Raw genomic sequence first — 21,710 nt, 5'->3', positions numbered from 1 at the left:
CACGCAACCGTTGAGGAGGAGTCGGTGAGCATCGAGATCGGCGTCGTCGGTCCCCACGACCTGGTCGACGACGTCGCCACGACCTGCGAGGAGCAACCCGGGGTCACGGTCCGGCGGTTCGACTACGACCACGAGTCACAGGCCCCGGCGATCGTCGAGGCGCACGCCGGGCAGGTGGAGGCCTGGCTGTTCACCGGCGTGGTGCCGTACACCCTGGCCCGGGACGCGAACGTGCTCAACCGGCCGGCGATCTTCGTCGACTACACCGGGGCGACCCTGCTCCAGGCCGCCGTGCGGCTGCTGCGCGACGGCCATGACGTGACCCGGGTCTCCATCGACACCCTGACCAGCACCGACGTCAACACCACCTTCGGCGAGGCCGGCCTGCCGGTGGAACACGTGCGCACCCTGCCGTACCGCAGCGGCCTGGCCAGCAAGGACGTGGCGCACTTCCACCGCCGGCAGCGACGGGCCGGTGCGGAGGTGGCGGTGACCTGTATCAGCTCCGTCTACGAGACGCTGCGCCACGAGATGCCGGTGATCCGCCTCGCCCCGTCGTACCACTCGGTCCGGACCGCCCTGCGCCAGCTGCTGCTGCACGCCAGCAGCCAGGCACAGGAGGACGCGCAGATCGCGCTCGGCCTGGCGCACCTCTCCGACGGCGACGGCGGTCTGCTCCGGGAGGTCGCGGTCCTGGGCGGCACGCTCGCCCGGTTCGCCCACAACATCCATCTGATCGTCACCACCCGGGGGCCGCTGCACGATGCGACCGCCGGCTTCACCACCCTGCCGATGCTGCGCCGCCTCGCCGACCGGCACGACACCGTACACATCGGGTTCGGGCTCGGGCGCAGCGCCGCCGAGGCGGAGAACCTGGCCCGCCGCGCACTGAGCCGGGCCCGTCGGGTCGGCTCCGCCGCCGCGGTGCTCTCGCTGCGCGGCGACACCGACATCGTGCTGGAGTCGACCGCGCCGGCGCTGCCGACGCCGGACGTCAACCTGGCGGTCATCGCCCAGCGGGTCGGCCTCTCCGTGCCGACCCTGCTGCGGTTGCGCGAGGTACGCCACGCCGCCGGCACCGAGCCACTGACCACCCGGGAGGTGGCGGACCAGCTCAACGTGCAGCAGCGCACCGCCCGGCGGATGCTGCACCGGCTGGAGCTGGCCGGTCTCGCCGAACGGCTCGGCAACCTCTCCTCGGGCAGCAGCGGGCGGCCGTTGACGCTCTACCGGCTGACCCTCTGACCGCCGCCCCGACCTGGCGCCCACGCGGAGGCGGGGTCCATCCGGACACCCCGTTGTGTCCGGATGGACCGGTACCGTGACCGGGTCCGCCGGCAGCGGCCCGTCGGCGTCCGCCGGCTTCGGCCCGACCAGCCGGCAGCGGCCCGACCGGTGGTCGCCACCCGGCCGTCGTCACCCGGTGGTCAGCGCAGCCACTCGTCCAGGTGCGCCGCGACGAACTCGTCGTCGCGCAGGTGCGGGTAGGCCTGGTGCACCCGGTCCAGCTCGGCGAGCTGGCCGGGCGAGAGCTCCTCGGCCGGGTCGAGGCACCAGCGGCCGGCGAGCAGCCCCTGGCGGCGCAGCACCTCGTGGATGCCGGGGATGCAGCCGTGGTAACCGTTGGCCGCGTCGAAGATCGCGGCGTTGGCGTCGGTCAGGTGGCCGTCCAGGGTGAGCAGCCGGCGCAGCGCGTCGTCGTCACCGGAGCGGGCCTGGTGGGCCTCGGCGAGCAGACCGACCGCGGTGTGCGCCCAGACCGCCCACTGGCCGAGCAGTCCCCCGACGAACTCGACCTCGACCGACCGGCCGTCCACCACCACCCGGTGCGGAGCCACCAGGTCGGCGAGGATGTGGTCGTCGTTGCCGGTGTAGAGGGCCAGGTCACCGACCCGCCCCGCCGCCACGACGCCGTGCAGGACGTCCAGGGTGCGGTACCGGTCGAAGGGTGCCACCTTGATCCCGACCACCGCGTCGAGGTTGGCCAGCCGGGCCCAGAACTCCCGGGACAGCGGCCGTCCGCCGACCGCCGGTTGCAGGTAGAACCCGACCACGGGCAGCACCTCGCCGACCGCGCGGGCCCGCGCGATCAGGGCGTCCTCGTCGAGGTCGGGGTGCGGCGGCAGCAGCACCATGTGGTAGCCGAGCGACGCGGCCAGCTCGGCCTCCGCGACGGCCTGCTCGGTGGGCCCGCAGGCACCGGCCACCAGGATGGCATCCGAGCCGGCGGCGGTCTCGGCGGCGAGTTCCAGCACCGGGGCGAGCAGCCCGATCTGCGGGTCGTGGATGGCGAACTGGGTGGTGTGCACGCCCACCGCGATCCCGCCGGCGCCGGCGGCCAGGTAGTACCGGGTCAGCGCCCGCTGCCGCCGCTCGTCCAGTCTGCGGTTCTCGTCGAGGGCGAGCGGGTGGGCGGGGATGACGCAACCGCGCTTGAACCGGTCCAGGGCGGTCGAGTTCCGAGGGCTCGAAGCAGTCAACACGGTCTCTCCTAGAAGTTGCCGTCGCGGCGCTGGAAGCCGGTCGGCTTGCCGAGCAGGGGGTTGTCCTCGGCGACCCAGTGCGCCGTCCAGTCGACCAGTTCGGCGACCGGCACGTCCGGGTACCCGAACAGCTGGTGGCAGAGCTGGGCATTGGACAGCAGCGCGGTCGGCGCCTCGGTTCCGGTGAAGACCGGTTCGCGTTCCAGCCGGGCGGCAAGCGCGGTGGCGACCTGCCGGACCGAGATCATCTCCGGGCCGGTCAGGTTCAGCACGAACGGCGGGGTTGCGGTGTGCAGCAGGGCTCGCAGGGTCACCTCGTTGGCGTACCCCTGCCAGACGATGTTGGCGTGTCCCATGGTCAGGTCGACGGGCCGGCCGGCACGGACGGCGGTGGCGATGTCGACGAGGACGCCGTACCGCATCTCGACGGCGTAGTTCAGCCGGATCAGCGCCAGCGGGGTGTCGTGCTTCAGCGCGAAGTGGGTGAGGATGCGCTCCCGTCCGAGGCAGGACATCGCGTACTCGCCGACCGGTTGCAGCGGCGTCTCCTCGACGCATCCGCCGGTGGTCACCGGCACGAGCGGGTAGACGTTGCCGGTGCTGAGCGCGACGATCCGCGACCCGGCGAAGCGGTTGGCCACCCGGCCGGGCAGGTAGGTGTTGGTGGCCCAGGTGGCGTACTCCCGGCCCGAGGTGCCGAACTTGGCGCCTACCAGGAAGACCACGTTCGGCGCGTCCGGCAGGGCGGCCAGCGCGGCGTCGTCGGTGATGTCCGCCTCGACCACGACCGCGCCCTCGGCGCGCAGCGCGTCGGCCAGCCCGGCCTCGGAGAAGCGGGAGACGGCGATGACCTGCGCTCCGGTGCCGGCCGCCGCCACCCCGCGCAGCGCCAACCGGACCAGGCTCGGACCGAGTTTCCCACCGGCGCCGAGGATCAGGATGTCGCCGTCGAGCTTGCGTAGATCGTCCACCAGGACGTCCCGCGGGCGCGACAGCCGCTCCTCAAGCTCTGCCAACGAACGCATACAACAGGCCCCTCTCCGATTAACGGTCCTGACCGTAACTTCAACCGGATTCGGCCGTCAAGGTGATGCAGGGCATCTACGCGATAACTGGCCGGCCGTCCACCGACACCGGCCGGGCGGTCAGACCCGGGCGCGCGCCTGGGCGAGCAGGGTCAGCACGGCCCGGGTCTGCGCCCACGGCACCGGGCTGGGGGCACCGCGGACCATGTCGAGGAACGCGTCGATGGTGGCCCGGTAGCCCAGCTCCTCCGGCCCGCCCCGCAGCGCGACACGGCGTTCGCCGTCCCGGGTGTGCACCGTGATCTCGTACGCCTCGTCGGAGGTCACCCCGATGACCTCGACGGTGCCCGGCACCCCGTCGTCCCACTGCATCGTCAGCACCGCGGTGTCCTCCGACGGCAGGGTCCGGTAACTGCGGGTCGCCCCACTCGCGCCGACCAGCCGCACGGCCGGTCCCCGCAGGGCGACCATCAGCTCCACCCCGTGCAGCCCCATCATGACCAGGGCGCCGCCGCCCACCGCCGGGTCGACCTGCCAGGGGTTGTACCCGGTGGCCCAGACCCCCACGTCGTGCCGGATCGTCGCGCGGACCGCCAGCACCTCCTCGCGGGGTACGTCCAGCGCGACGAAGTCCGGGGCAAACCGCAGCACCGAGGAGGAGAGCACCAGCTCCGGTGCCCGGGAGACGACCGGTTCCAGCCGGGCGAGCTGTTCGGCGGTGGCCGCCGCCGGCTTGTTGACGAAACACGGCAGCCGGTGGTCGAGCACCTGCGCCAGGGTCTGGGGCACCTGCGGGGTGGGCACGGTGAGCACCACCCCGTCCGGCCGGGTGGCCAGCAGGCCGGCCAGATCCGGTACCACCGTCGCGTCCGGCTGCTCGTCACGGAACCGCGCCAACCGCTGCGGATCCGGCTCCCAGACCACGAGCTCGGCGTCGCCCCGGAGGGCCCGGGCGTCGGTGTACGGGTGACTGGTGGCCAGTCCGGCCAGGGCGATGCGCATGGGTCCAGAGGCTACCCAGGGGGTTTCCCGCCGCGTCAACCGCTGGTCAGCGGCGGGAAACCCGCTCAGCCCATCGTGTCGAGCTGCTCCGGCCGGATCTCGTGGCGCAGTGCCGCGCCACGCAGGAACCGATCGATCTCGTCGACCACGATCGCCCCGGCCCGCTGGCGGGACTCGACCGTGCCGGCGGCCTCGTGCGGGGTCAACAGGACGTTGGGCAGGTGCCGCAACGGATGGTCGACCGGCAGCGGCTCAGCGTCGAAGACGTCCAGGGCCGCGTCGATCCGCCCGGTCCGCAGCTCGGCCAGCAGGGCGGCCTCGTCCACCAGCGCCGGCCGGGCGGTGTTCACCAGCAGCCCGCCGTCGGGCAGCAGGGCCAGGTCCCGGGCACCGATCATCCCGGTGGTGGCGGGCAGGACCGGGGCGTGCAGCGACACCACCCGCGAGCGGGTGAGCAGCTCGTCGAGCCCGACCCGGGTGACGCCCAGCCCGGCCGCCGCCTCGTCGGTCAGTAGCGGGTCGACGACCAGCACCTCCGCCCCGAGCGCCCGGACCAGCCCGAGGTACGCCCGCCCGGTGCGGGACGCCCCGACCACGCCCACCGTCGCGCCGCGCAGTTCCCGACGGGGCGGTACGTCCTTCGCCCGGTCCCAGTCCACCCCGGTCCGCAGCGCGTGGTCGTACCGGTGTACCCGGTGCAGCAGGGCGAGGGTGAGGGCCAGGGCCTGCTCCCCCACCGCGTAGCCCATCGCGTCACCGGCCTGGGTGACCCGTACCCCGTGGGCGAAGCTCTCCGGGGTGACGAACGGTTTCACCGTGGCGCCGGTGTGCGCGAGCAGCCGGAGCCGGGGCGCTGCCGCCAGCACCGGTGCCGACAGCCGGTGTGTACCCCAGGCGGTGATCACGACGTCGGCGTCGGCGAGCAGCTCCGCGAGGACCCGCTCGTCGCCCACGTCGGCATCGGTGGTAGGCAGTCGCAGCCGGCCCAGCGCCGCCAGCGCGTCCCAGGCGGCCGGTTCGAAGAAGAGCCGCCGCAGGTGCGGTGGGGCGGCCACCGCGATGAGCGGCGGACGCTCCGCCGGACCCACCGTCCGGCCGGTCAGCTCCGCCGGGGCCACCGTCCGGCCGGTCACCCCTTGATGCCCGTCGTGCTCACGCCCTCGGTGAAGTAGCGCTGCCCGATCAGGTACGCCATGAAGATCGGCACGAAGGCCACCACCGAGCCGGCGAGCAGCATGTTCAGTGGCACGTTCTCCTGCTGGAGCGAGGCGATGCCGGTGGTGAGCGTCCGCATGTCGAGGCTCTGTCCGACGATCAGCGGCCAGAGGAAGTCGTTCCAGTGCCAGAGGAAGACGAAGACCCCGAGGGTGGCCATGATCGGTTTGATCAGCGGCAGCACGATCGAGACGTAGACCCGCCACTCGGAACAGCCGTCCAGCCGGGCGGCCTCGAACAGCGAGTCCGGCAGCGAGGCGATGAACTGCCGCATCAGGAACACCGCCTGGGCGTTGGCCAGGGTCGGCACGATCATGCCCCAGTAGGTGTCCACGCCGTTCAGCTCGGAGATGATGATGAACGTCGGGATCATGGTGACGTGGTACGGCACCATCAGCATCGCCAGGAACGACCAGAACATCGCCTCCTTGCCGGGGAAGCGCTTCTTCGCGAAGGCGTACCCGGCCATCGAGGCGAACAGCAGCACGCCGACCACGGACACCACCGAGTAGATGACGGTGTTCCACATCCAGCGCAGCACGCTCTTGGCGCCGACCACCTGGTCGTACGCCTCGGTGGAGAACGGCCAGGGCAGCAGGCTGTCCGGGAAGGTCACCGGGCCGGCCGGCTTGAACGACAGCACGACCATCGCGTAGAAGGGGAAGAGCGTGACCACGGCGCCGAGCAGCAGCAGCCCGGTACGCACGATCTTGGCCACCAGGCTGGGCTGACCCGGCCGGTAGGGGCGCGACCGGCGACGGGGCGGGACCGGCGGGTCGGGGGTCACGGCCGCCGGTGGCGCGAGGGTGTCCGTCACTTTTCCCTCCCCAGGGTGAGGCGCTGGATCAGCGCCACGATGATGGTCAGCACGAACAGGGCGACCCCGACCGCGCTGGCGTAGCCCAGGTCGAAGTACTTGAAGCCCTGGTCGTAGAGCATGTAGACCAGGGTGTAGCTGGACCGGACGGGGCCACCGCCGGTCATCACGTAGATGGTGTCGAAGGCCTGGAACGACACCGTGGTCTCGATGATCGCCACGAAGAACAGCGCGGGACGCATCTGCGGCAGGGTCACGTAGCGGAACCGCTGCCAGGCCGATGCGCCGTCGGTGAGCGCCGCCTCCTCCAGCTCGGCCGGGATGTCCTGCATCCGGGCGAGCAGGATGAGCATGCCGTACCCGAAGCGGGACCAGACCGAGACGAGCACCAGCGCGGGGATGACCAGGACGCTGTCGGCGAGCCAGGAACCGGCCGGCAGGCCGAGCGCACCCATCGCCTGCGACCACGGCCCACCCTCGGAGAACACCCAGGTGAAGACCACGCCGGCCAGCACCAGGCTGGTCACCACCGGCAGGAAGAAGATGGACCGGAAGAGCTTGACCCCACGGAACATCCGCCGGGTCAGCACCGCCATGGCCAGCGAGGCGATCATGGACAGCGGTACGGAGAGCGCGGTGAAGATCACCGTCACCCGCAGCGCGGACCAGAAGGTCGAGTCCTCCACCAGGCGACGGAAGTTGTCCAGGCCGACGAATCCGGCCTCACCGCCGATGGTGTAGTCGGTGAACCCGAGCACCGCCCCGGCGATCGCGGGGCCGAACCGGAACACGATGAACAGCAGCAGGAACGGCAGTACGAACAGCAACGCCGTACCGGCCTCGCGGGCCGACGGCCGGCGCGGGCGCCGGCCACGACCCGCCGGGAGTGCAACCATCTCGAATCCTCCCTTGACGGTTCGCGGTGGGCGGCGCCGCCCACCGCGAACCGGGTCAGTACTAGCCGAGCAGCTGGTTGGCGGCCTTGGCCGCGTCGCTCAGCGCCTGGTCGACGGACTTCTTGCCGAGCAGGGCGGCCTGGATCTCCGGGGCGAGCACGCCCTGGACGTCGCGGGCCTTCTCGTGCAGTGGTCCGGGGGTGGTGGTGCTCACGAACTTCTCCATCTCCCCGAGCACCGGGTCGCTGGTGTAGAGCGCACCGGCCGACTTCTTCGCGGAGAAGAAGTTGGACGACAGGTCGTACTTCTTGGCCTGCTCGGCGCCGGAGACGAAGGCGATCCACTCACCGGCGGCCTTCTTGTCCTGCGCGCCCTTGAGCATCGACAGCGAGCCGACGGTGCCGTACGCGACCGACTTGGTCTCGGTGAGCGGCGGGAGGACCTTGATGTTCTCCTTGCCCCAGAACTTCTCCAGCTCCGACGTCGGCGAGTGCCACACGCAGCCGACCTTGTTCTGCGCCAGGCGGGTCTGCTCCACCGGCGGCTGGGTGGTGATCAGGCTCTTCTCGGTGTACCCGCCGTCGACGAGCTGCTTGACCAGGCCGAGCGCCTTGCGGCCGGCGTCGCCGTCGAAGGCGACCGACTTGCCGTCGGCGCTGAACACGTCGCCGCCGGCCTGCCAGAGCAGCGGGTAGAAGGTCAGGTTCAGGGTGTTCTTGATGTCACCGGGGTAGGAGGTGATGTCGAAGCCCTTGGCCTTGAACGCCGGCGCCATGGCCAGCAGGTCGTTCCAGCTGCTCGGGTAGGTCTGCTGGCCGACGGCCTCGAAGACCTTCTTGTTACAGGTCAGCGGCTGGGAGCTGGTGAGCACCGGGGCGCCCATCATCTTGCCGTCGATGCTGACCGACTTGATCACGTTCTCGTGGTAGTCGCTCTTGGCCGCGTCGTCGAGGTACGCGTCGACCGGCTCGATGTTGCGGGCGTACTTGGGCAGCTGGTCCGGGATCAGGTAGACCACGTCCGGGCCCTTGTTACCGGCGATCGCGGTGGCCAGTGCCTGGTCCCGGTTCGCCCAGGGGAAGATCTCGACCTTGACCTCGGTGTCGGGGTGCTTGGCCTTGAACGCGGTAATCGTCTCGTCCCAGTACGCCCGGTGCTTGGCCTCGTCGGCGATGACCGGGTAGATCCACATGGTCACCGATTTCTTGTCCGACCCGCCGGAGTCGGACCCGCCACAGCCACCGGCCGCGAGCGCGGCGACGAGCGCCACCGCAATGGCCGACAGGCTCTTCTGAACACGCATCTCGCATCCTTCCAGGGAGCTTGGTTCGCAGTAGGCTAACTTACGGTCCGGGCCGATACTAGAGGCCGAATCATCTCAAGGTCGCATCGTTCCTGCTCCTCCGGCTGGACAGCCGGCTGGGACCCCACCGAATCTCGGAGGAATCGGATGACAGTCTCGCTCGCCATCGTCGGCGCGGGCAGCCGGGGCGGCACCTACGCCGGATACGCCGAACACTTCCCGGACCGCGCCCGCGTCGTCGCTGTCGCCGACCCCCGATCCGACTACCGCGAGGCGCTCGCCGACCGGCACGGGGTGCCCGCCGCCGACCGGTACCCGTCCTGGCAGGCCCTAGCCACGCAGCCACGGCTGGCCGACGCCGTGGTCATCGCCACGCCGGACCGCGAACACGCCGAGCCGGTGGCCCGCCTCGCCGCGCTCGGCTACCACGTGCTGCTGGAGAAACCGATGGCCCCGGACGAGGCCGCCTGCGAGGCGGTGGTCGAGGTGGCCGAGCGCACCGGCGTGCTGCTCGCGGTCTGCCACGTCCTGCGCTACACCCCGTACACGGATACGGTCCGGCAGCTGGTGACCGCCGGGGCGGTCGGCGAGATCATCGGCGTGGAGCACCTGGAGCCGGTCGGCTGGTGGCACTTTGCGCACTCCTACGTGCGCGGCAACTGGCGGCGCGCGGACGAGTCCTCGTCCAGCCTGCTGGCCAAGTGCTGCCACGACCTGGACTGGCTCCAGTACCTGGTGGCGGACACGCCCACACAGGTCAGCAGCGTGGGCCGGCTGAACCACTTCCACCCCGGCAACCGGCCGGCCGACGCCGCGGACCGGTGCGTGGACTGCCGGGTCGAGTCGACCTGCCCGTACTCGGCGACCCGGTTCTACGCCGACTGCCTCGCCGACCCGGGCCGGCACGTCTGGCCGCTGTCGGTGCTCACCCGGGACCTCACCGAGCAGGGGGTACGGGAGGCGCTGACCCACGGGCCGTACGGGCGCTGCGTCTACGCCAGCGACAACGACGTGGTGGACCACCAGACCGTCACGGTCTCCTTCTCCCAGGGCGCGACGGCCACGCTCACCATGAGCGCCTTCACCCCGGGCGGGCACCGGCGGACCCGGATCATGGGCACCCGGGGCTACCTGGAAGGCGACGGCGAACGGGTGATCCACACCGACTTCGTCACCGGCCGCACCACCACGGTGGAGATCGCGACCAGTGGCGCGGACGCCGGTTCCGGACACGGCGGTGGCGATCACGGGCTGATGGCCGCGTTCGTCGAGGCGGTCGCCACCGGAGACCGGTCACTGGTCCGGTCCGGCCCCCGGGAGTCCCTGGACAGCCACCGGATGGTCTTCGCCGCCGAGCGCAGCCGACTGTCGGGGGGCGCACCCGTCCGGCTGCGGCCTCCGGTACTGCCCGACCAGCGGACCGGGGCCACAACGGTGACCGGTTGACCCGCGACGGAACGGCGACACCACCCCTTTTACGGCCATGACCGTAACCGTTTCCACTGTTCCCTGCCCGTCGACCGGATCGACGGGCACGGACCGAACCGACTCCCGAAGGAGCGTTGTCCGGCTCTGCTAACAGTTGCCCTGTGCCAGTAACCGATCCGCCCACCACTACCGGACGCACCGGCCGATTCGCGCCGGCTCCGGTGATGCGTACGCTCAACGCCGCCGGTACCGCAGCCACCCCGCTGCCGACCCGGCGCCCGCTGGTGTCGGGGACCAGCGTCACCGTCGACCCCGTCCGGGCCGGGCGGGGCGGATCAGTGGAGGCAGGGCAGTGACGGTCAACGGGTGGCAGGTCTCCGGCTACACCCATCTGCGCGAACTCGGTTCGGGCGCGTCGGGACGGGTGGTCCTCGCGACACACGACGCGACCGGTACGCCGACCGCGATCAAGTACCTGGTCGGGGACGTCGGCGCGGACGCCTCGTTCCGCAACGCCTTCCGGGGCGAGGCCGAACTGCTCGCGACGATCGACGACCCGAACGTGGCCCGGCTCTACGAGTACGTCGAGTCGGCGCAGGGCGCGGCGATCGTGATGGAACTGGTCAACGGCGTGTCGCTACGGCAGATGCTGCGGGCCAACGGGCCGACCGACCCGGAGTCCGCGCTCTACGTTCTCAAGGGTTCGCTGCTGGGTCTGCACGCGGCGCACTCCCGGGGCGTGGTGCACCGGGACTACAAGCCGGAGAACGTGCTCGTCACCGCCGAGGGCACCAGCAAGCTGGCGGACTTCGGCATCGCCATGCCGGTGGGTCGGGAGGCCGGGTCATCGGTCACCGGTACGCCCCGGTACATGGCTCCCGAGCAGTGGACCGGACAGGCGGCCACCCCCGCCTCCGACATCTACGCGGCGACCGCGGTCTTCTACGAGTGTCTGACCGGTCGACCGCCCTTCGAGGGTCAGGGCATCATCGTCCTGCGCGACCAGCACGCGAGTGCGCCGATCCCGACCGACCCCGCACCGCCGCCGGTACACGACCTGCTGCGCAGCGGGATGGCGAAACGGCCCGAGGAACGCCCGCAGCCGGCGGCGGCGTTCCTGGACATCCTGGAGGCGACCGCGGTCGCCGCGTACGGGCCGGAGTGGGAGGAACGCGGCCGGCGCCGGCTCGCCGAACGGGCCGCGCTGCTGGCCCTGCTCTTCCCGTTCAACGACCCGGCCGGCGGTGGCACCGCGGTCGCCGAGACCGTGCTGACCGAGAGTTCCGGATTCGGCGGGCCGGGTGCCGGTACGGCCGGCCTCGGCGCCCCGCGTGGCCGGCGGCTGGGCGGGGCGCAGAAGGCACTGGTCGGCGGGGGCCTGGTGGCGCTGCTGGTGGCCGGTGGCTTCGGGCTCAGCTACGCCTCCCTGGAGGGGGACCCGGTCGAGTCGTCCAAGGACACGGACGCACCGGTCGTGACGGACACCCCGTCGGCGCCCGTGGACCCGACGACGGCCGACCCGACGCCACCGTTGCCGCCCACGCCCACCTCGGTGCCGACCGCGACACCGCCAGCACCGACCGCGTCGGTTGGGGACACCCCCACCACCCCGGGCCGTACCCCCACGCCGAGCCGGACACCGACCCGCAGTCCCAGCCCGTCGCCGAGCACCAGCCCACCGCCGCCCCCGGACGTCAGCCCACCCAAGATCGGCAGGTCCGCCGCGAGCCCGACCGTGATCGAGCCCGGCACCTGCCCGTACGGGGCCCGGTCCAGCACGATCTCGGCGACGGCGGAGGACGACCGGACCCCGGTGGAGAAGCTGCGGGTCCGGTTCACCTACACGCTCAACGGGGCGACCAACACGGTGTCGATGTTCCCCAGCCGCAGTGGCGTCTTCCATGGCGTGCTGGGCAACCTCCCGTACCCCAAGGTCATCACCCGGATCCCGGTCCGGGTGGAGGCACTCGACGCCGCCGGTAACGTCGGCGCGGGCACCGTGATCTACGTGACCCTCAACAACTACTGCACCCCCGGCTAGGCAGCGGATGAGCCAGACGATTCTCCCGGCCGGTCTCCGGCCCTCCGGCCCGGCCCGCGCCGGTGTCTGCGGTACCTGGTGGCCGGCAGTGGCACCGGACGGCGCCGAACGGGGTGTGCTGCGCCTGCATCCGACCGGCACCGATCCGGGTACCAGCCAGCGGATCGCCACCGCCAACCACGCCGTGGCGGCCCTGCACCACAGCGGGCTGCCGGCCACCGGCGACCCGATCCGGCACGACGGTGCCCTGTGGCTGGTGGCACCCCGACCGGCCCGGCCCACCCTGATCGACCTGGCCCAGGGCGCCGGTGGCGCGATGGACATCGGGGCCGTGGCCGCCGTCGCCGCCGAGACCGCCCAGTCACTGGCCGTGCTGCACGCCGCCGGGCTCGGTCACGGCGCGGTACACGGGCAGACCGTCACGGTCACCGCCATCGGTGCGGTGACCCTCGTGGAAACCGCGCTCCTGCCAGCGCTGCACGGCGTACCGGGGGATCCGGCCACGGACCGGCGCGCCTGGGCGGACCTGGTCCGCTGGCTGACCGGGCAGTGGGGCCGGCCGGGGGCGGCCGTCGACCTGCTGCTGCGCTGCGCCGCGCAGGGCGAACACGACCTGACCGCTGCGGTACGCACCCTGCGCGACGAGTCGTCCCTGCTTCCGCCGGGCTTCCGCGACCGGGCCCCTCTGGTGGCCGCGGTCGCGGCGTACCTCGCCGCACCGGCCGGGTCCGAGCCGACGGCGTACCTCACCGCACCGGCCGAGCCGACCCAGCGACTGTCGACCCCGCCGGCCGAGCCGACCCAGCGCATCACCTCGCCGGCCGAGCCGACCCAGCGACTGTCGACCCCGCCGGCCGACGCCACCCAGGCCGTACCCACCCACCTGATCACCCCACCGGCCGAGCCGACCCAACGGCTCTCCACCCCGGACCCGACTGCGGTCATCGGGCAGCCCGCACCATCATCCGTACCGGCGCAGTACGGGCAACCGACGGACCTGCTGGCGGCGACGTCGCCGGCTGCCCCGACGGCTGCCGGGGTACCCACCGCGACGGCCGGGGCGAGGCCCACCGGCCGGTACGAGCCGACCGGCCCGGCCGGACCGCCGACCGGAGGCGAGATCCGCTTCGGGCCGGGCGTCCCGCCACCGCCCACCGCCCCGGCCTGGCGTCCGCAACCGCCCCAGCCGGCCCGCCCGCGCCGGTCCGCGTGGCGGGTGGTCAGCTCGGTACTGTCGGCGCTGCTCACCCTGGCCCTGCTCGCCGCGGTCGGGCTCTACCTGTGGCAGCGGCTCAGCCCACTGGAGGTCACCTCGGTCAGCGTCGCGGTGCCGCAGCCACCGGGTAACCGGTGTGACATCACGGTCGACGTGGTGGCGACCGTACGGACCAACGGCCGGGCCGGCACCATCACCTACCAGTGGCTGCGTACCGGCGCCACGCCGAGCAACCTGCTCACCGAGCAGGTCGGTCGAGGTCAACGGACGGTCAACCTGCACCTGAAGTGGTCGTTCAGCGGGGTGGGTACCACCCGGGAGACCGCCACCATCAACATCACCACCCCGTCCCCGGTGCAGGGGGCGACGAGCTTCGTCTACAACTGCCAACGCTGACCGGGTGGGTGACCGGCCGCCGGGCCGTCCCGAAGCGGCGGCCAGGTCCAGCGCCCGGCCCGGGGGGCACCCCCGGTCTCCTCCGCCGCTGAGGTGCGATCCGCCCCCTACTCCGCCGTCAGGGCCACGATCGCCTGCTCGATCTTCACGCCCGCCTCGTCCCGGAGTTCCCCGGCGTGCCGGAAGTACCCGCTCTGCCACTCGGGGTGGTCGAGCGACCGGTGCCGGACCGCGAGCAGCCCGGCCGGCCGGACCGGCGCCAGCCGGGGGAAGGGGTCGCCGCCCGCCCCGTTGAGCAGGTCGACCAACCGCCAACCGAAGAAGTAGAACGAGTCGGTCAGGATCGCGACCCAGTCCCAGGTCGCAAGATCACGCCGGTGTTCCGCCTCGTCGCCGTAGGGCGATCCGGCGGGCAGGTGCGTGGTGATGCCGCTCAGGATCAGGTCCAGCTGGCCGAACCGGGTGTGGATCTCGGCAGCCCGTACCGAGCGGCCCGGATCCGCCGGCACGGTCGCATCCACCAGCGTCAGGTACCGCAACCACGCGTCGGCGACCGGCTCGTACATCCCCGCCGCCCTCCCCTACCGGGACGACCGGGCCGGCTGGCCGGACCGGGCCAGCGCGTACCCGGCGCCGGGGCCGTCCGCCCGACGGATGACCCGACCCCGGTCGATGCGGAGCGCCGTCTCCGTGGCGTCGTCCACCGGCACTCCGGCGGCGGTTGCGATGTCACCCGAGGCGTCACAGACCACACGCAGCCGTGGCCAGGCCGGTCCGGGGAACGACTGGCGCAGGTGGTTGCCGAGGTCGAGGAGGACCAGCCGGGCCAGGGGCGCCAGTTCGCCCGGCGCGCCCGTGACCAGCACCGCGCTGACCGGGGTGCCGGCAGGGGCGGCCCGGACCGCGTCCTCCACGGCGGCGAGCCGGTCGAGCCCGAGAAACACCACGACACCGTCCTCCCGGAGGGGGACCGGCTCGGCGCGGACCGGATCGGTGGCGGCCGGTGGAGCCCACGGCTCGTCGACCGGGCGGCTCGTCGCGCCGACCGGCGGCGGCGCCCACCAGTCGCTGAAGGTGAGGCCGGCCAGTTGTTCGCAGGCGCTTACCACGTCGAAGGGCTCGACGAAGCCGGGCGCGGTGGCGGCCAGTTGACTGGCTCCGTGCAGGGTGGTGAGGACGGTCTCGGCCAGCCGTACCAGCCGGGCGACCGGCACCGGCGCGGCGGACACCGGCGGGGCGAGCTGCTCCAGCGCGAGCGCCAGCAGTAGCGCGTCCAGTTTGAGCAGTTGCCGGAACGGTCGGCGGAGCCGCTCGTCGGCGAAGATCTCGGCGGTCAGGCCCAGACCGAGGTGGTCAGGCCCATGGTCGACGTCGTGGTCGGTGAGTGGGAGCCGGGTGACCCAGGAGCGGGCGAACGCGCCGAGGGCCGCCTTGGGGGTACCGCCGGGCCGGGCGTGGGCCGGGACCGTCACCTGCGCCGCGAGGTCGGCCAGCACCGCGAAGTAGAGCGCCCGTTTGCCGGGAAAGTTGGAGTAGACGGCTCCGCGGGTCAGCTCGGCCCGGGCCGCGATGTCGTCGATCCTGGCCGCCCGGTAACCGCGTTCGGTGAACTCGACGCGCGCGGCGGCCAGGATCTTGCCCCGGGTGCGCTCCTGAGCCTCCGCCCTGCTGAGCCGGGCCATCCGCCCTCCTACCACCACTCGACACCTGGCCATCCAGATGCCTTGAACATCTGGATGATAACATCATCCAGATTGTGATCGATCAGGCACGGCGCGCCGGACGGCCACACCGACCGCTTGACCGAGAGTTATCCGACCGTGACGCTGTCGTGTATGACACCAGCGTCAGGTGATCGACTACTGTGCGCAGGTCGCACTGGACAGTCGGGCTGGTGCGCCCACGACGGTCACGGGGCACACCGCGGCGCAACGGAGGGGACGGGTCGACGGCAATGGCACGCATAGGCGACGGCGGCGACCTGCTGAAGTGCTCGTTCTGCGGCAAGAGTCAGAAGCAGGTACGCAAACTCATCGCCGGCCCCTCCGGGGTCTACATCTGCAACGAGTGCGTCGAGCTGTGCAACGAGCTGATCGAGGAGGAGCTGACCGTCGCCGACGAGACGCACCTCGACGAGTTGCCGAAGCCGGCGGAGATCCACCGCTTCCTCGACCAGTACGTGATCGGGCAGGAGGGGGCCAAGCGGTCGCTGGCCGTGGCGGTCTACAACCACTACAAGCGGATCCATGGTGGAGACCGGGAGACCCGGAACGAATCAGTCGAGGTCACCAAGTCCAACATCCTGCTGCTCGGCCCGACCGGGTGCGGCAAGACCTACCTCGCCCAGACCCTGGCCCGGCTGCTCAACGTACCGTTCGCGATCGCCGACGCGACCGCGCTCACCGAGGCCGGGTACGTCGGCGAGGACGTGGAGAACATCCTGCTCAAGCTCATCCAGGCGGCCGACTACGACGTGAAGCGGGCCGAGAGCGGTATCATCTACATCGACGAGATCGACAAGATCGCCCGCAAGAGCGAGAGCCAGTCGATCACGCGGGACGTCTCCGGCGAGGGCGTGCAGCAGGCGCTGCTCAAGATCCTGGAGGGTACGGTCGCCTCGGTGCCGCCGCAGGGCGGGCGGAAACACCCCCAGCAGGAGTTCATCCAGATCGACACGACGAACGTGCTGTTCATCGTGGCCGGTGCCTTCGCCGGGCTGGAGACGATCGTCAGCAAGCGGACCGGCCGACGCGCGGTCGGTTTCGGTGCGGAGATCGTCAGCACGGCGGCGGTCGGCCACGCGGAGATGTTCGCCCGGGTGATGCCGGAGGATCTCATCAAGTTCGGCCTGATCCCGGAGTTCATCGGCCGGCTCCCGGTCATCGCGCGGGTGTCCAGCCTGGACCGGGAGGCGCTGCTCAAGACGCTCACCGAACCGCGCAACGCACTGGTCAAGCAGTACCAGAAGCTGTTCGACATGGACCACGTCGAACTGGAGTTCACCCGGCCCGCCCTGGAGGCCATCGTCGACAAGGCCATCCTGCTCGGCACCGGCGCCCGGGGCCTGCGGGCGGTGATGGAGAAGGTCCTCTGGCCGATCATGTACGACATCCCCAGCCGGCATGACGTGACAAAGGTCGTGGTCACCGAGCAGACCGTCCGCGAGCATCTCAACCCGTCGCCGGTGGCACCGCGCGAGGTCAGCGGTGAGCCACCGGCGGACGGACCGGTCAACCCCCGACGTCGGGAGTTCGGCCTGCACAGCCGGTGATGCCACGGGCACCGTTTCCGCCCCACCGGCACGGCCGCCGGCTAGCCTGTGCGGGTCCGCTCGACCCGGCACCTGACCAGCAGGCACGCCGGGACGGAGCAGTCGTGGAGCACGAGGACGAACGCCACCCACGCCGGGCCGTCTTACCACTGACCCGACCACGGCGGACGGCCCGTCCGGGTCAGCCCTGTCGCAGCGGCGGCATGGGCACCGGGATGTCCAACGCGGCGGCTCCCGCGCCGGTACCACCCTCGCAGGTGTACGGCGGCACGGTGCCGATACCCCGGGTGGAGGGGCGTTCGGCGGCCCAGAACATGAACCCGAGCATGCCGGCGGTGGTCCCGGCGCCGTTGGGCGCGACGGTCTGCACATAGGGTGCGGCGGCCCGCTGGACGGACGAGGCGTAGTCGACGCACTCCGGCAACGCCCGACCGCCGTAGGCGATGTAGACGCCTCCGGTGAACTTGGCCGGAGCCAGGGGCGGGACCGGCGGGCTGTACTGCGGCTTGCCGTCGACGTGCTCCTGCCAGTTCTCCTGGGAACTGGTGGCCGAGGCGGGCCGGGCGGTCACCATCGCGTTGGCGTAGTCCAGCACCGGGGTGTCGGTACGCAGCCAGTCGGCGGTCGCCTTGCGGTTCAGCGCGATGAGCCAGCGGTCGCCGGCGGCGACATCGATGGTGAGCCGCGCCGCGGGCCGGGCGCCGGTCGCGTCGTACGGGTGGACGGCCCGGTAGGCGTCGATGAACTGCTGGAGCGCGGGCAGGTTCGGGTCGGTGTTCTGCTCGTAGTCGATCTCGATACCGACGCCGAGCCGGCTGGCCACGGCGGCGGCCCGCTGCCCGAACAGGGTCGGGTTCTCGGCGAGGGCGGCGTCCCAGTCGTCGGTGTAGGTGATCCCGCCGATGGAGAGCATCACCCGGATGCCCCGGGAGGTGAAGTAGTCGACGATCTCCGGGGTCATTCCCCGGGGTACCCCGTCCAGGGTTGTCGCGTCGGTGGTCCCGCGCAGCAGCGCGAGCGGGTTGACGAAGCTGAGCACGACGAGGTTCACCGAGGGCCGGCCGTCACCCCGGTCGATCAGCCAGTGGTTCTGGCTGTCGAACTCGGCGACGGTGCGGACCGTACCCCAGGTGCAGAAGTCGTTGCCGCAGTGCCATGCGCCGTAGATCTGCACCGGGGTCGCCGCCCGGGTGCCGGGCGCGGTCGGGGCGGTGACCGTTCCCGTCCCGCCGACCGGGGCGGGGACGGCGCCTGCGCCGGCCGGTGGGGCGGTCGCGACGAGCGTGAGCAGGACCGTGACCAGCAGTACGGATCGTCGCACGGCGACCTCCCGGGAACGGTTCGGATACTTAACAGTTAGAATCTCATGTACGTCAATCCGTGTACCGCGCCGACGGTCCCGGAGATCGGCGCGGTACACGGATTGGGGACGCGTCAGCCTCCCTGCCCGGCCGGCGGGTCACCGGCGGCCGGGCGCCGGCGGCGGACGGAAGCGGCCGGTCAGTGGTTCGATGGTGCGGTACGCCTGCGCCGGTGTCCGGCCGGGACGGTCGGAGTCGGTCCCTCTTTGGAGGGTCAGCCGGTCGGCGTCGTCGATCCGGCGAAGCGGGCCAGGAACGCGGCGTACACCGGGGTGCCTGGTAGCCCGTCCCGGATGGCGATGACCACCCGGTCGAACCGGTCGACGGCAGCCAATGCGTCGGCGAACGCTTCCGCCACCGTCGCCGGATCGTTGCGGAACACCCCGCAGCCCCACGCCCCGAGCACGAGTTGGCGGCAGCCGTGCACGGCGGCCACCGCCAGCACCCGCCGCGCCCGTCGGACCAGCGCCGCCGGTACGTCGTCGACGTGCTCGGGCTGGTTACGCCGGATCGCGCCGAGGTTCGGGGCGGCTGTGGTCAGGAACGTCGTCCGGTACGGCTCATCGAGCAGCCGGCCCTGGTCGTCACGGATGACCGGGACATCCGGGCTGATGATGACCCGGTCGCTGTAGCGCAGGTCCCCCTGGGCCCGGTGGAACGCGTAGAAGTCCGGCGCGGCCAGCAGACACGGGTAGAGCGCGGAGGACCGGGCGATGCTCTCCTCCTGGGCCTTCGCGCCGCCCAGGAACCCGCCGCCCGGGTTCTTCGCCGACGCGAACACCAGACACGCCGTCCCCCGGCCCCAGCCGGCGCGCCGCCATCAACGTCGACTCGTACGTCACGTCGATCCGGGCCGGGCCGGTAACCGCGCCACCGGCCGGCAACACCGCGTCCGGCGGGTAGTGCCGGGTACCGTCGACCGCCGCGCGCACCGCCGGACCGATCACCACCTCGGCACCACTGCTGTCGGGATAGCGCCCGGCCCCGACGATGGCCACCGTCTGCCGGGCGATCTCCCGGAGCCGGCCGCTCACCGGGCGACCCACCGGGAGGGGTTGTCTGGACGTCGCATGTCCCGCAGGCTAGACAGCCCCCGGTACACCGGGCCAGCCGATTATCCGTACCGCTGCCGTCCCGCACCGGCCGGAGCGACACCGGCAGTCGACGGCGGCAGTCGACGGCGGCAGTCGACGGCGGCGCTGACCTGGTGCGGCACGGGCAGAACCACCGGGGGCGACGGATCACATACCACGACACCACGCATCTCACCAGCGGATCACGGTGAACATTCTGCTAATTCCATGGCTACGCGTCGTATCCTGGACCAGCCTGTCAGCCGTCCCGTCCGGGATCGAACCAGGTCGAAGGAGATCACGCTCGATGGCGGATCACTATTCCCGACGCTCCTTTCTGAGTGGGGTACTGGCCTGCGGGACGCTCTCCGCCGGGGCGGTCTACCTGCTGCCGGGCGGGCGGTCGCTTCCCTCGGTCGAGCTGCGGATGATCAGCGGCGCGGATCCGACCGGCGCCCGGGACCTGCTGATCGACCTGTGGAACCGGGCCCACCCGAGGACGACCATCCGCCTGGTCAACCCGATCACCAGCGGTTCCGGTGACGAACGGACGAGCATGCTCAGCAAGGCCCGGGCCGGCGAGGCGGACATCGTCAACCTCGACATCATCGACGTACCGGAGTTCGCCCGGCAGCACCTCATCACCCCGATCCCGCTGGCCGACAGCCTCCAGTTCATCGAGCCCGCCCGCCGGGTCAGCCAGGTGGCCAACGATCCCGACCTGTACTGGGCCGCGCCGTTCAACACCGACGTGGGCATGCTCTTCCGGCGCCGCGCCGACGAGCGCGACACCGCCAGCCACGGACTGGCCCGGACCCTCGACGAGGAGATCGCCGACGGCTCGCAGCAGTTCGTGGCCCAGTTGCAGCCCAACGCGTCCACCTACGACGAGGCGTTCGTGGTCAACGTGCTGGAACACGCGTTGTCCCGCGCCCCGGACCTCATCGACCGCGACGGCACGGTCTCCGACGACCTGGAACGCTGGCAGCTCGCCTTGGCGCCGCTGCGGGCCGCGATCGCCGACCGACGGGTACGGCTCTCCGGCGACGAGACGGACAGCCTCAACAGCTTCGTCGACAACCGGCTGCGGTACATGCGGAACTGGCCGGTGAAGTACCGCGAGTTGCAACAGGCCGGCGACCCCGACGTGCGGAACGGTCGGATCCAGGTCGAACCACTGCCGGTCGGCATCCTCGGCGGTCAGAGTCTGGCCATCGTCGCCCGGTCACCGCACGCCGACCGGGCCCGGGAGTTCGTGGAGTTCCTCACCGACGACCCGGCCCAGAAGATCCTCGCCGCGCACGGCCTGACCCCGACCCGGATCAGCGCGTACGGCGACGCGAACCTGCGGGCGGTGATCCCGCACCTGATCAGGGTCCGGGAGGCGGTGGAGGGGTCCCGGTCCCGGCCGGTCCACCCCAACTACCGGGCGTTCGCCAAACTCGTCCGCGATCACGCCAACGCGTTGCTGCACGACGGCAGGGAGCTGACGCCGGAGTTCGCGGTGGAGATCCGCAGGACGCTCTCCTGACCGGGGACGGACACGGGGAAGGACAGCACGATGAGAATCGATCCGTGGCAGATGCCGGTCTTCGTGATGGCCGGCATCATCCTGGTGGAACTCACCATCGGCACGCTGCTGCACAGTTGGAGCGACAGTCCCGCCAAGACCCGGGCCCGTACCGTGGCGCTCGGCCTGCTCGCCACCCTCGTCCTGATGATCCTGGTGATGGCGCTGGGCCCGTCGCTGGCGGACCAGCTCGCCAGCGTGGCGGCGGCGGTGGCCGGTATGGTCGCCCTCTGGTTGACCTGGCGGTCATACCAGGCGACGGTGGCGCCACCGCAGGATCCGCCCCAAAATCCGGCGCCCGGTCCGGCCCCCGGCACCGCCCCGGACCCACCGGCCGCCGCCGGCGCCGGGGCCGACTGGCAGGGCCAGGGACCGGGCTGACCACCACCGGCCGGGTCCGCCGGGGCGGTCACGTTCCGGTGTCCGGCCGGTCCTCCGGCCAGCTGGCCAGTTGCCGGGCGAGGTTTCCACCCTGGTCGAGCGCCCGCTGTGCCCGCCGGATCGGGGTGTGGATTACCGCGGTGTCGTACCCGCACCGGGCGACGGTGAAGTCCGGGATCTCGACCGTCGGCCGGGCATCCACGAACCTGCTGCCGGTTCACCCCCGACCGGG

The 21,710-nt window shown here is 71.7% G+C and carries 20 protein-coding genes and 1 pseudogene; 8 read left to right on the top strand and 13 right to left on the bottom strand.

Annotated features, from left to right (window positions below):
• Positions 1–24: 24 nt before the first annotated feature.
• Positions 25–1,245, top strand: coding sequence for a hypothetical protein (locus V6U90_RS20410; protein WP_334438869.1), 1,221 nt, complete (start codon positions 25–27; stop codon positions 1,243–1,245).
• Between the two features lie 182 nt (positions 1,246–1,427).
• Here V6U90_RS20410 and V6U90_RS20405 read toward each other — a convergent pair whose 3' ends face one another.
• The 7 genes from V6U90_RS20405 to V6U90_RS20375 all read right to left on the bottom strand — a co-directional run bounded on the left by V6U90_RS20405 (position 1,428) and on the right by V6U90_RS20375 (position 8,741).
• Entirely contained in the window at positions 1,428–2,483 is a 1,056-nt protein-coding gene (locus V6U90_RS20405; protein ID WP_334438868.1) for a dihydrodipicolinate synthase family protein, read from the bottom strand.
• Positions 2,484–2,491: 8 nt separating this feature from the next.
• Complete coding sequence (locus V6U90_RS20400; RefSeq protein WP_334438867.1) at positions 2,492–3,508, bottom strand: NAD-dependent epimerase/dehydratase family protein; 1,017 nt, start codon at positions 3,506–3,508, stop codon at positions 2,492–2,494.
• A 120-nt stretch (positions 3,509–3,628) separates the two neighbouring features.
• Positions 3,629–4,510, bottom strand: coding sequence for a Gfo/Idh/MocA family protein (locus V6U90_RS20395; RefSeq protein ID WP_334438864.1), 882 nt, complete (start codon positions 4,508–4,510; stop codon positions 3,629–3,631).
• Positions 4,511–4,575: 65 nt separating this feature from the next.
• Positions 4,576–5,643, bottom strand: coding sequence for a hydroxyacid dehydrogenase (locus V6U90_RS20390; protein ID WP_334438861.1), 1,068 nt, complete (start codon positions 5,641–5,643; stop codon positions 4,576–4,578).
• On the bottom strand, positions 5,640–6,542 hold the full coding sequence (locus V6U90_RS20385; protein WP_334438858.1) for a carbohydrate ABC transporter permease: 903 nt from the start codon (positions 6,540–6,542) through the stop codon (positions 5,640–5,642). The genes V6U90_RS20390 and V6U90_RS20385 overlap by 4 nt, the downstream gene beginning before the upstream one ends.
• Entirely contained in the window at positions 6,539–7,438 is a 900-nt protein-coding gene (locus V6U90_RS20380) for a carbohydrate ABC transporter permease (protein WP_334438855.1), read from the bottom strand. Before V6U90_RS20380 ends, V6U90_RS20385 begins: the two co-directional genes overlap by 4 nt.
• Positions 7,439–7,499: 61 nt before the next feature.
• A complete protein-coding gene (locus V6U90_RS20375) occupies positions 7,500–8,741 on the bottom strand; it encodes an ABC transporter substrate-binding protein (RefSeq protein WP_334438852.1) in 1,242 nt (413 codons plus the stop codon).
• 147 nt (positions 8,742–8,888) lie between these two features.
• Between V6U90_RS20375 and V6U90_RS20370 the strand changes: the two genes are divergently transcribed.
• The 4 genes from V6U90_RS20370 to V6U90_RS20355 all read left to right on the top strand — a co-directional run bounded on the left by V6U90_RS20370 (position 8,889) and on the right by V6U90_RS20355 (position 13,822).
• The gene (locus V6U90_RS20370; protein WP_334438850.1) at positions 8,889–10,187 is read left to right on the top strand and encodes a Gfo/Idh/MocA family protein; all 1,299 of its coding nucleotides are present in this window, start codon (positions 8,889–8,891) and stop codon (positions 10,185–10,187) included.
• 206 nt (positions 10,188–10,393) lie between these two features.
• On the top strand, positions 10,394–10,525 hold the full coding sequence (locus tag V6U90_RS20365) for a hypothetical protein (RefSeq protein WP_334438848.1): 132 nt from the start codon (positions 10,394–10,396) through the stop codon (positions 10,523–10,525).
• Positions 10,522–12,210: a serine/threonine-protein kinase gene (locus V6U90_RS20360; protein ID WP_334438845.1), complete on the top strand. Its 1,689-nt coding sequence runs from the start codon at positions 10,522–10,524 to the stop codon at positions 12,208–12,210. The genes V6U90_RS20365 and V6U90_RS20360 overlap by 4 nt, the downstream gene beginning before the upstream one ends.
• 7 nt (positions 12,211–12,217) lie before the next feature.
• Entirely contained in the window at positions 12,218–13,822 is a 1,605-nt protein-coding gene (locus V6U90_RS20355) for a hypothetical protein (RefSeq protein ID WP_334438841.1), read from the top strand.
• A 107-nt stretch (positions 13,823–13,929) separates the two neighbouring features.
• Here V6U90_RS20355 and V6U90_RS20350 read toward each other — a convergent pair whose 3' ends face one another.
• Both V6U90_RS20350 and V6U90_RS20345 read right to left on the bottom strand, forming a co-directional pair.
• A complete protein-coding gene (locus tag V6U90_RS20350) occupies positions 13,930–14,388 on the bottom strand; it encodes a hypothetical protein (protein WP_334438838.1) in 459 nt (152 codons plus the stop codon).
• Between the two features lie 15 nt (positions 14,389–14,403).
• The gene (locus V6U90_RS20345) at positions 14,404–15,504 is read right to left on the bottom strand and encodes a TetR/AcrR family transcriptional regulator (protein ID WP_334438835.1); all 1,101 of its coding nucleotides are present in this window, start codon (positions 15,502–15,504) and stop codon (positions 14,404–14,406) included.
• Between the two features lie 272 nt (positions 15,505–15,776).
• On the opposite strand from V6U90_RS20345, the gene clpX reads away from it, so the two are divergent.
• The gene (gene clpX, locus V6U90_RS20340; RefSeq protein ID WP_334438833.1) at positions 15,777–17,093 is read left to right on the top strand and encodes an ATP-dependent Clp protease ATP-binding subunit ClpX; all 1,317 of its coding nucleotides are present in this window, start codon (positions 15,777–15,779) and stop codon (positions 17,091–17,093) included.
• A 181-nt stretch (positions 17,094–17,274) separates the two neighbouring features.
• Here clpX and V6U90_RS20335 read toward each other — a convergent pair whose 3' ends face one another.
• From V6U90_RS20335 to V6U90_RS20325, 3 genes and pseudogenes are all read right to left on the bottom strand, one after another.
• Positions 17,275–18,414 carry a hypothetical protein gene (locus V6U90_RS20335; RefSeq protein WP_334438830.1) on the bottom strand — a complete coding sequence of 380 codons (1,140 nt, stop codon included), beginning with the start codon at positions 18,412–18,414 and terminating at the stop codon, positions 17,275–17,277.
• A gap of 254 nt (positions 18,415–18,668) precedes the next feature.
• Positions 18,669–19,235 (bottom strand): TIGR02452 family protein, encoded by a 567-nt coding sequence (locus V6U90_RS20330; protein ID WP_334438827.1) that lies wholly within the window; start codon positions 19,233–19,235, stop codon positions 18,669–18,671.
• A gap of 82 nt (positions 19,236–19,317) precedes the next feature.
• Positions 19,318–19,404: pseudogene (locus tag V6U90_RS20325) on the bottom strand (TIGR02452 family protein); the annotation flags it as partial.
• A 430-nt stretch (positions 19,405–19,834) separates the two neighbouring features.
• Here V6U90_RS20325 and V6U90_RS20320 point away from each other — a divergent pair.
• Positions 19,835–21,058, top strand: a complete 1,224-nt coding sequence (locus V6U90_RS20320) for an extracellular solute-binding protein (RefSeq protein WP_334438825.1) — start codon at positions 19,835–19,837, stop codon at positions 21,056–21,058.
• Between the two features lie 30 nt (positions 21,059–21,088).
• Positions 21,089–21,478, top strand: a complete 390-nt coding sequence (locus V6U90_RS20315) for a hypothetical protein (RefSeq protein ID WP_334438822.1) — start codon at positions 21,089–21,091, stop codon at positions 21,476–21,478.
• A 28-nt stretch (positions 21,479–21,506) separates the two neighbouring features.
• Here V6U90_RS20315 and V6U90_RS20310 read toward each other — a convergent pair whose 3' ends face one another.
• The gene (locus V6U90_RS20310; protein WP_334438819.1) at positions 21,507–21,680 is read right to left on the bottom strand and encodes a hypothetical protein; all 174 of its coding nucleotides are present in this window, start codon (positions 21,678–21,680) and stop codon (positions 21,507–21,509) included.
• Positions 21,681–21,710 lie beyond the last annotated feature (30 nt).

This window comes from Micromonospora sp. CPCC 206060 (assembly GCF_036906895.1).
Taxonomy (GTDB): domain Bacteria; phylum Actinomycetota; class Actinomycetes; order Mycobacteriales; family Micromonosporaceae; genus Micromonospora.
Note: the sequence above shows the minus strand (reverse complement) of the source record. Positions and strands in the feature narration are given on the sequence as shown.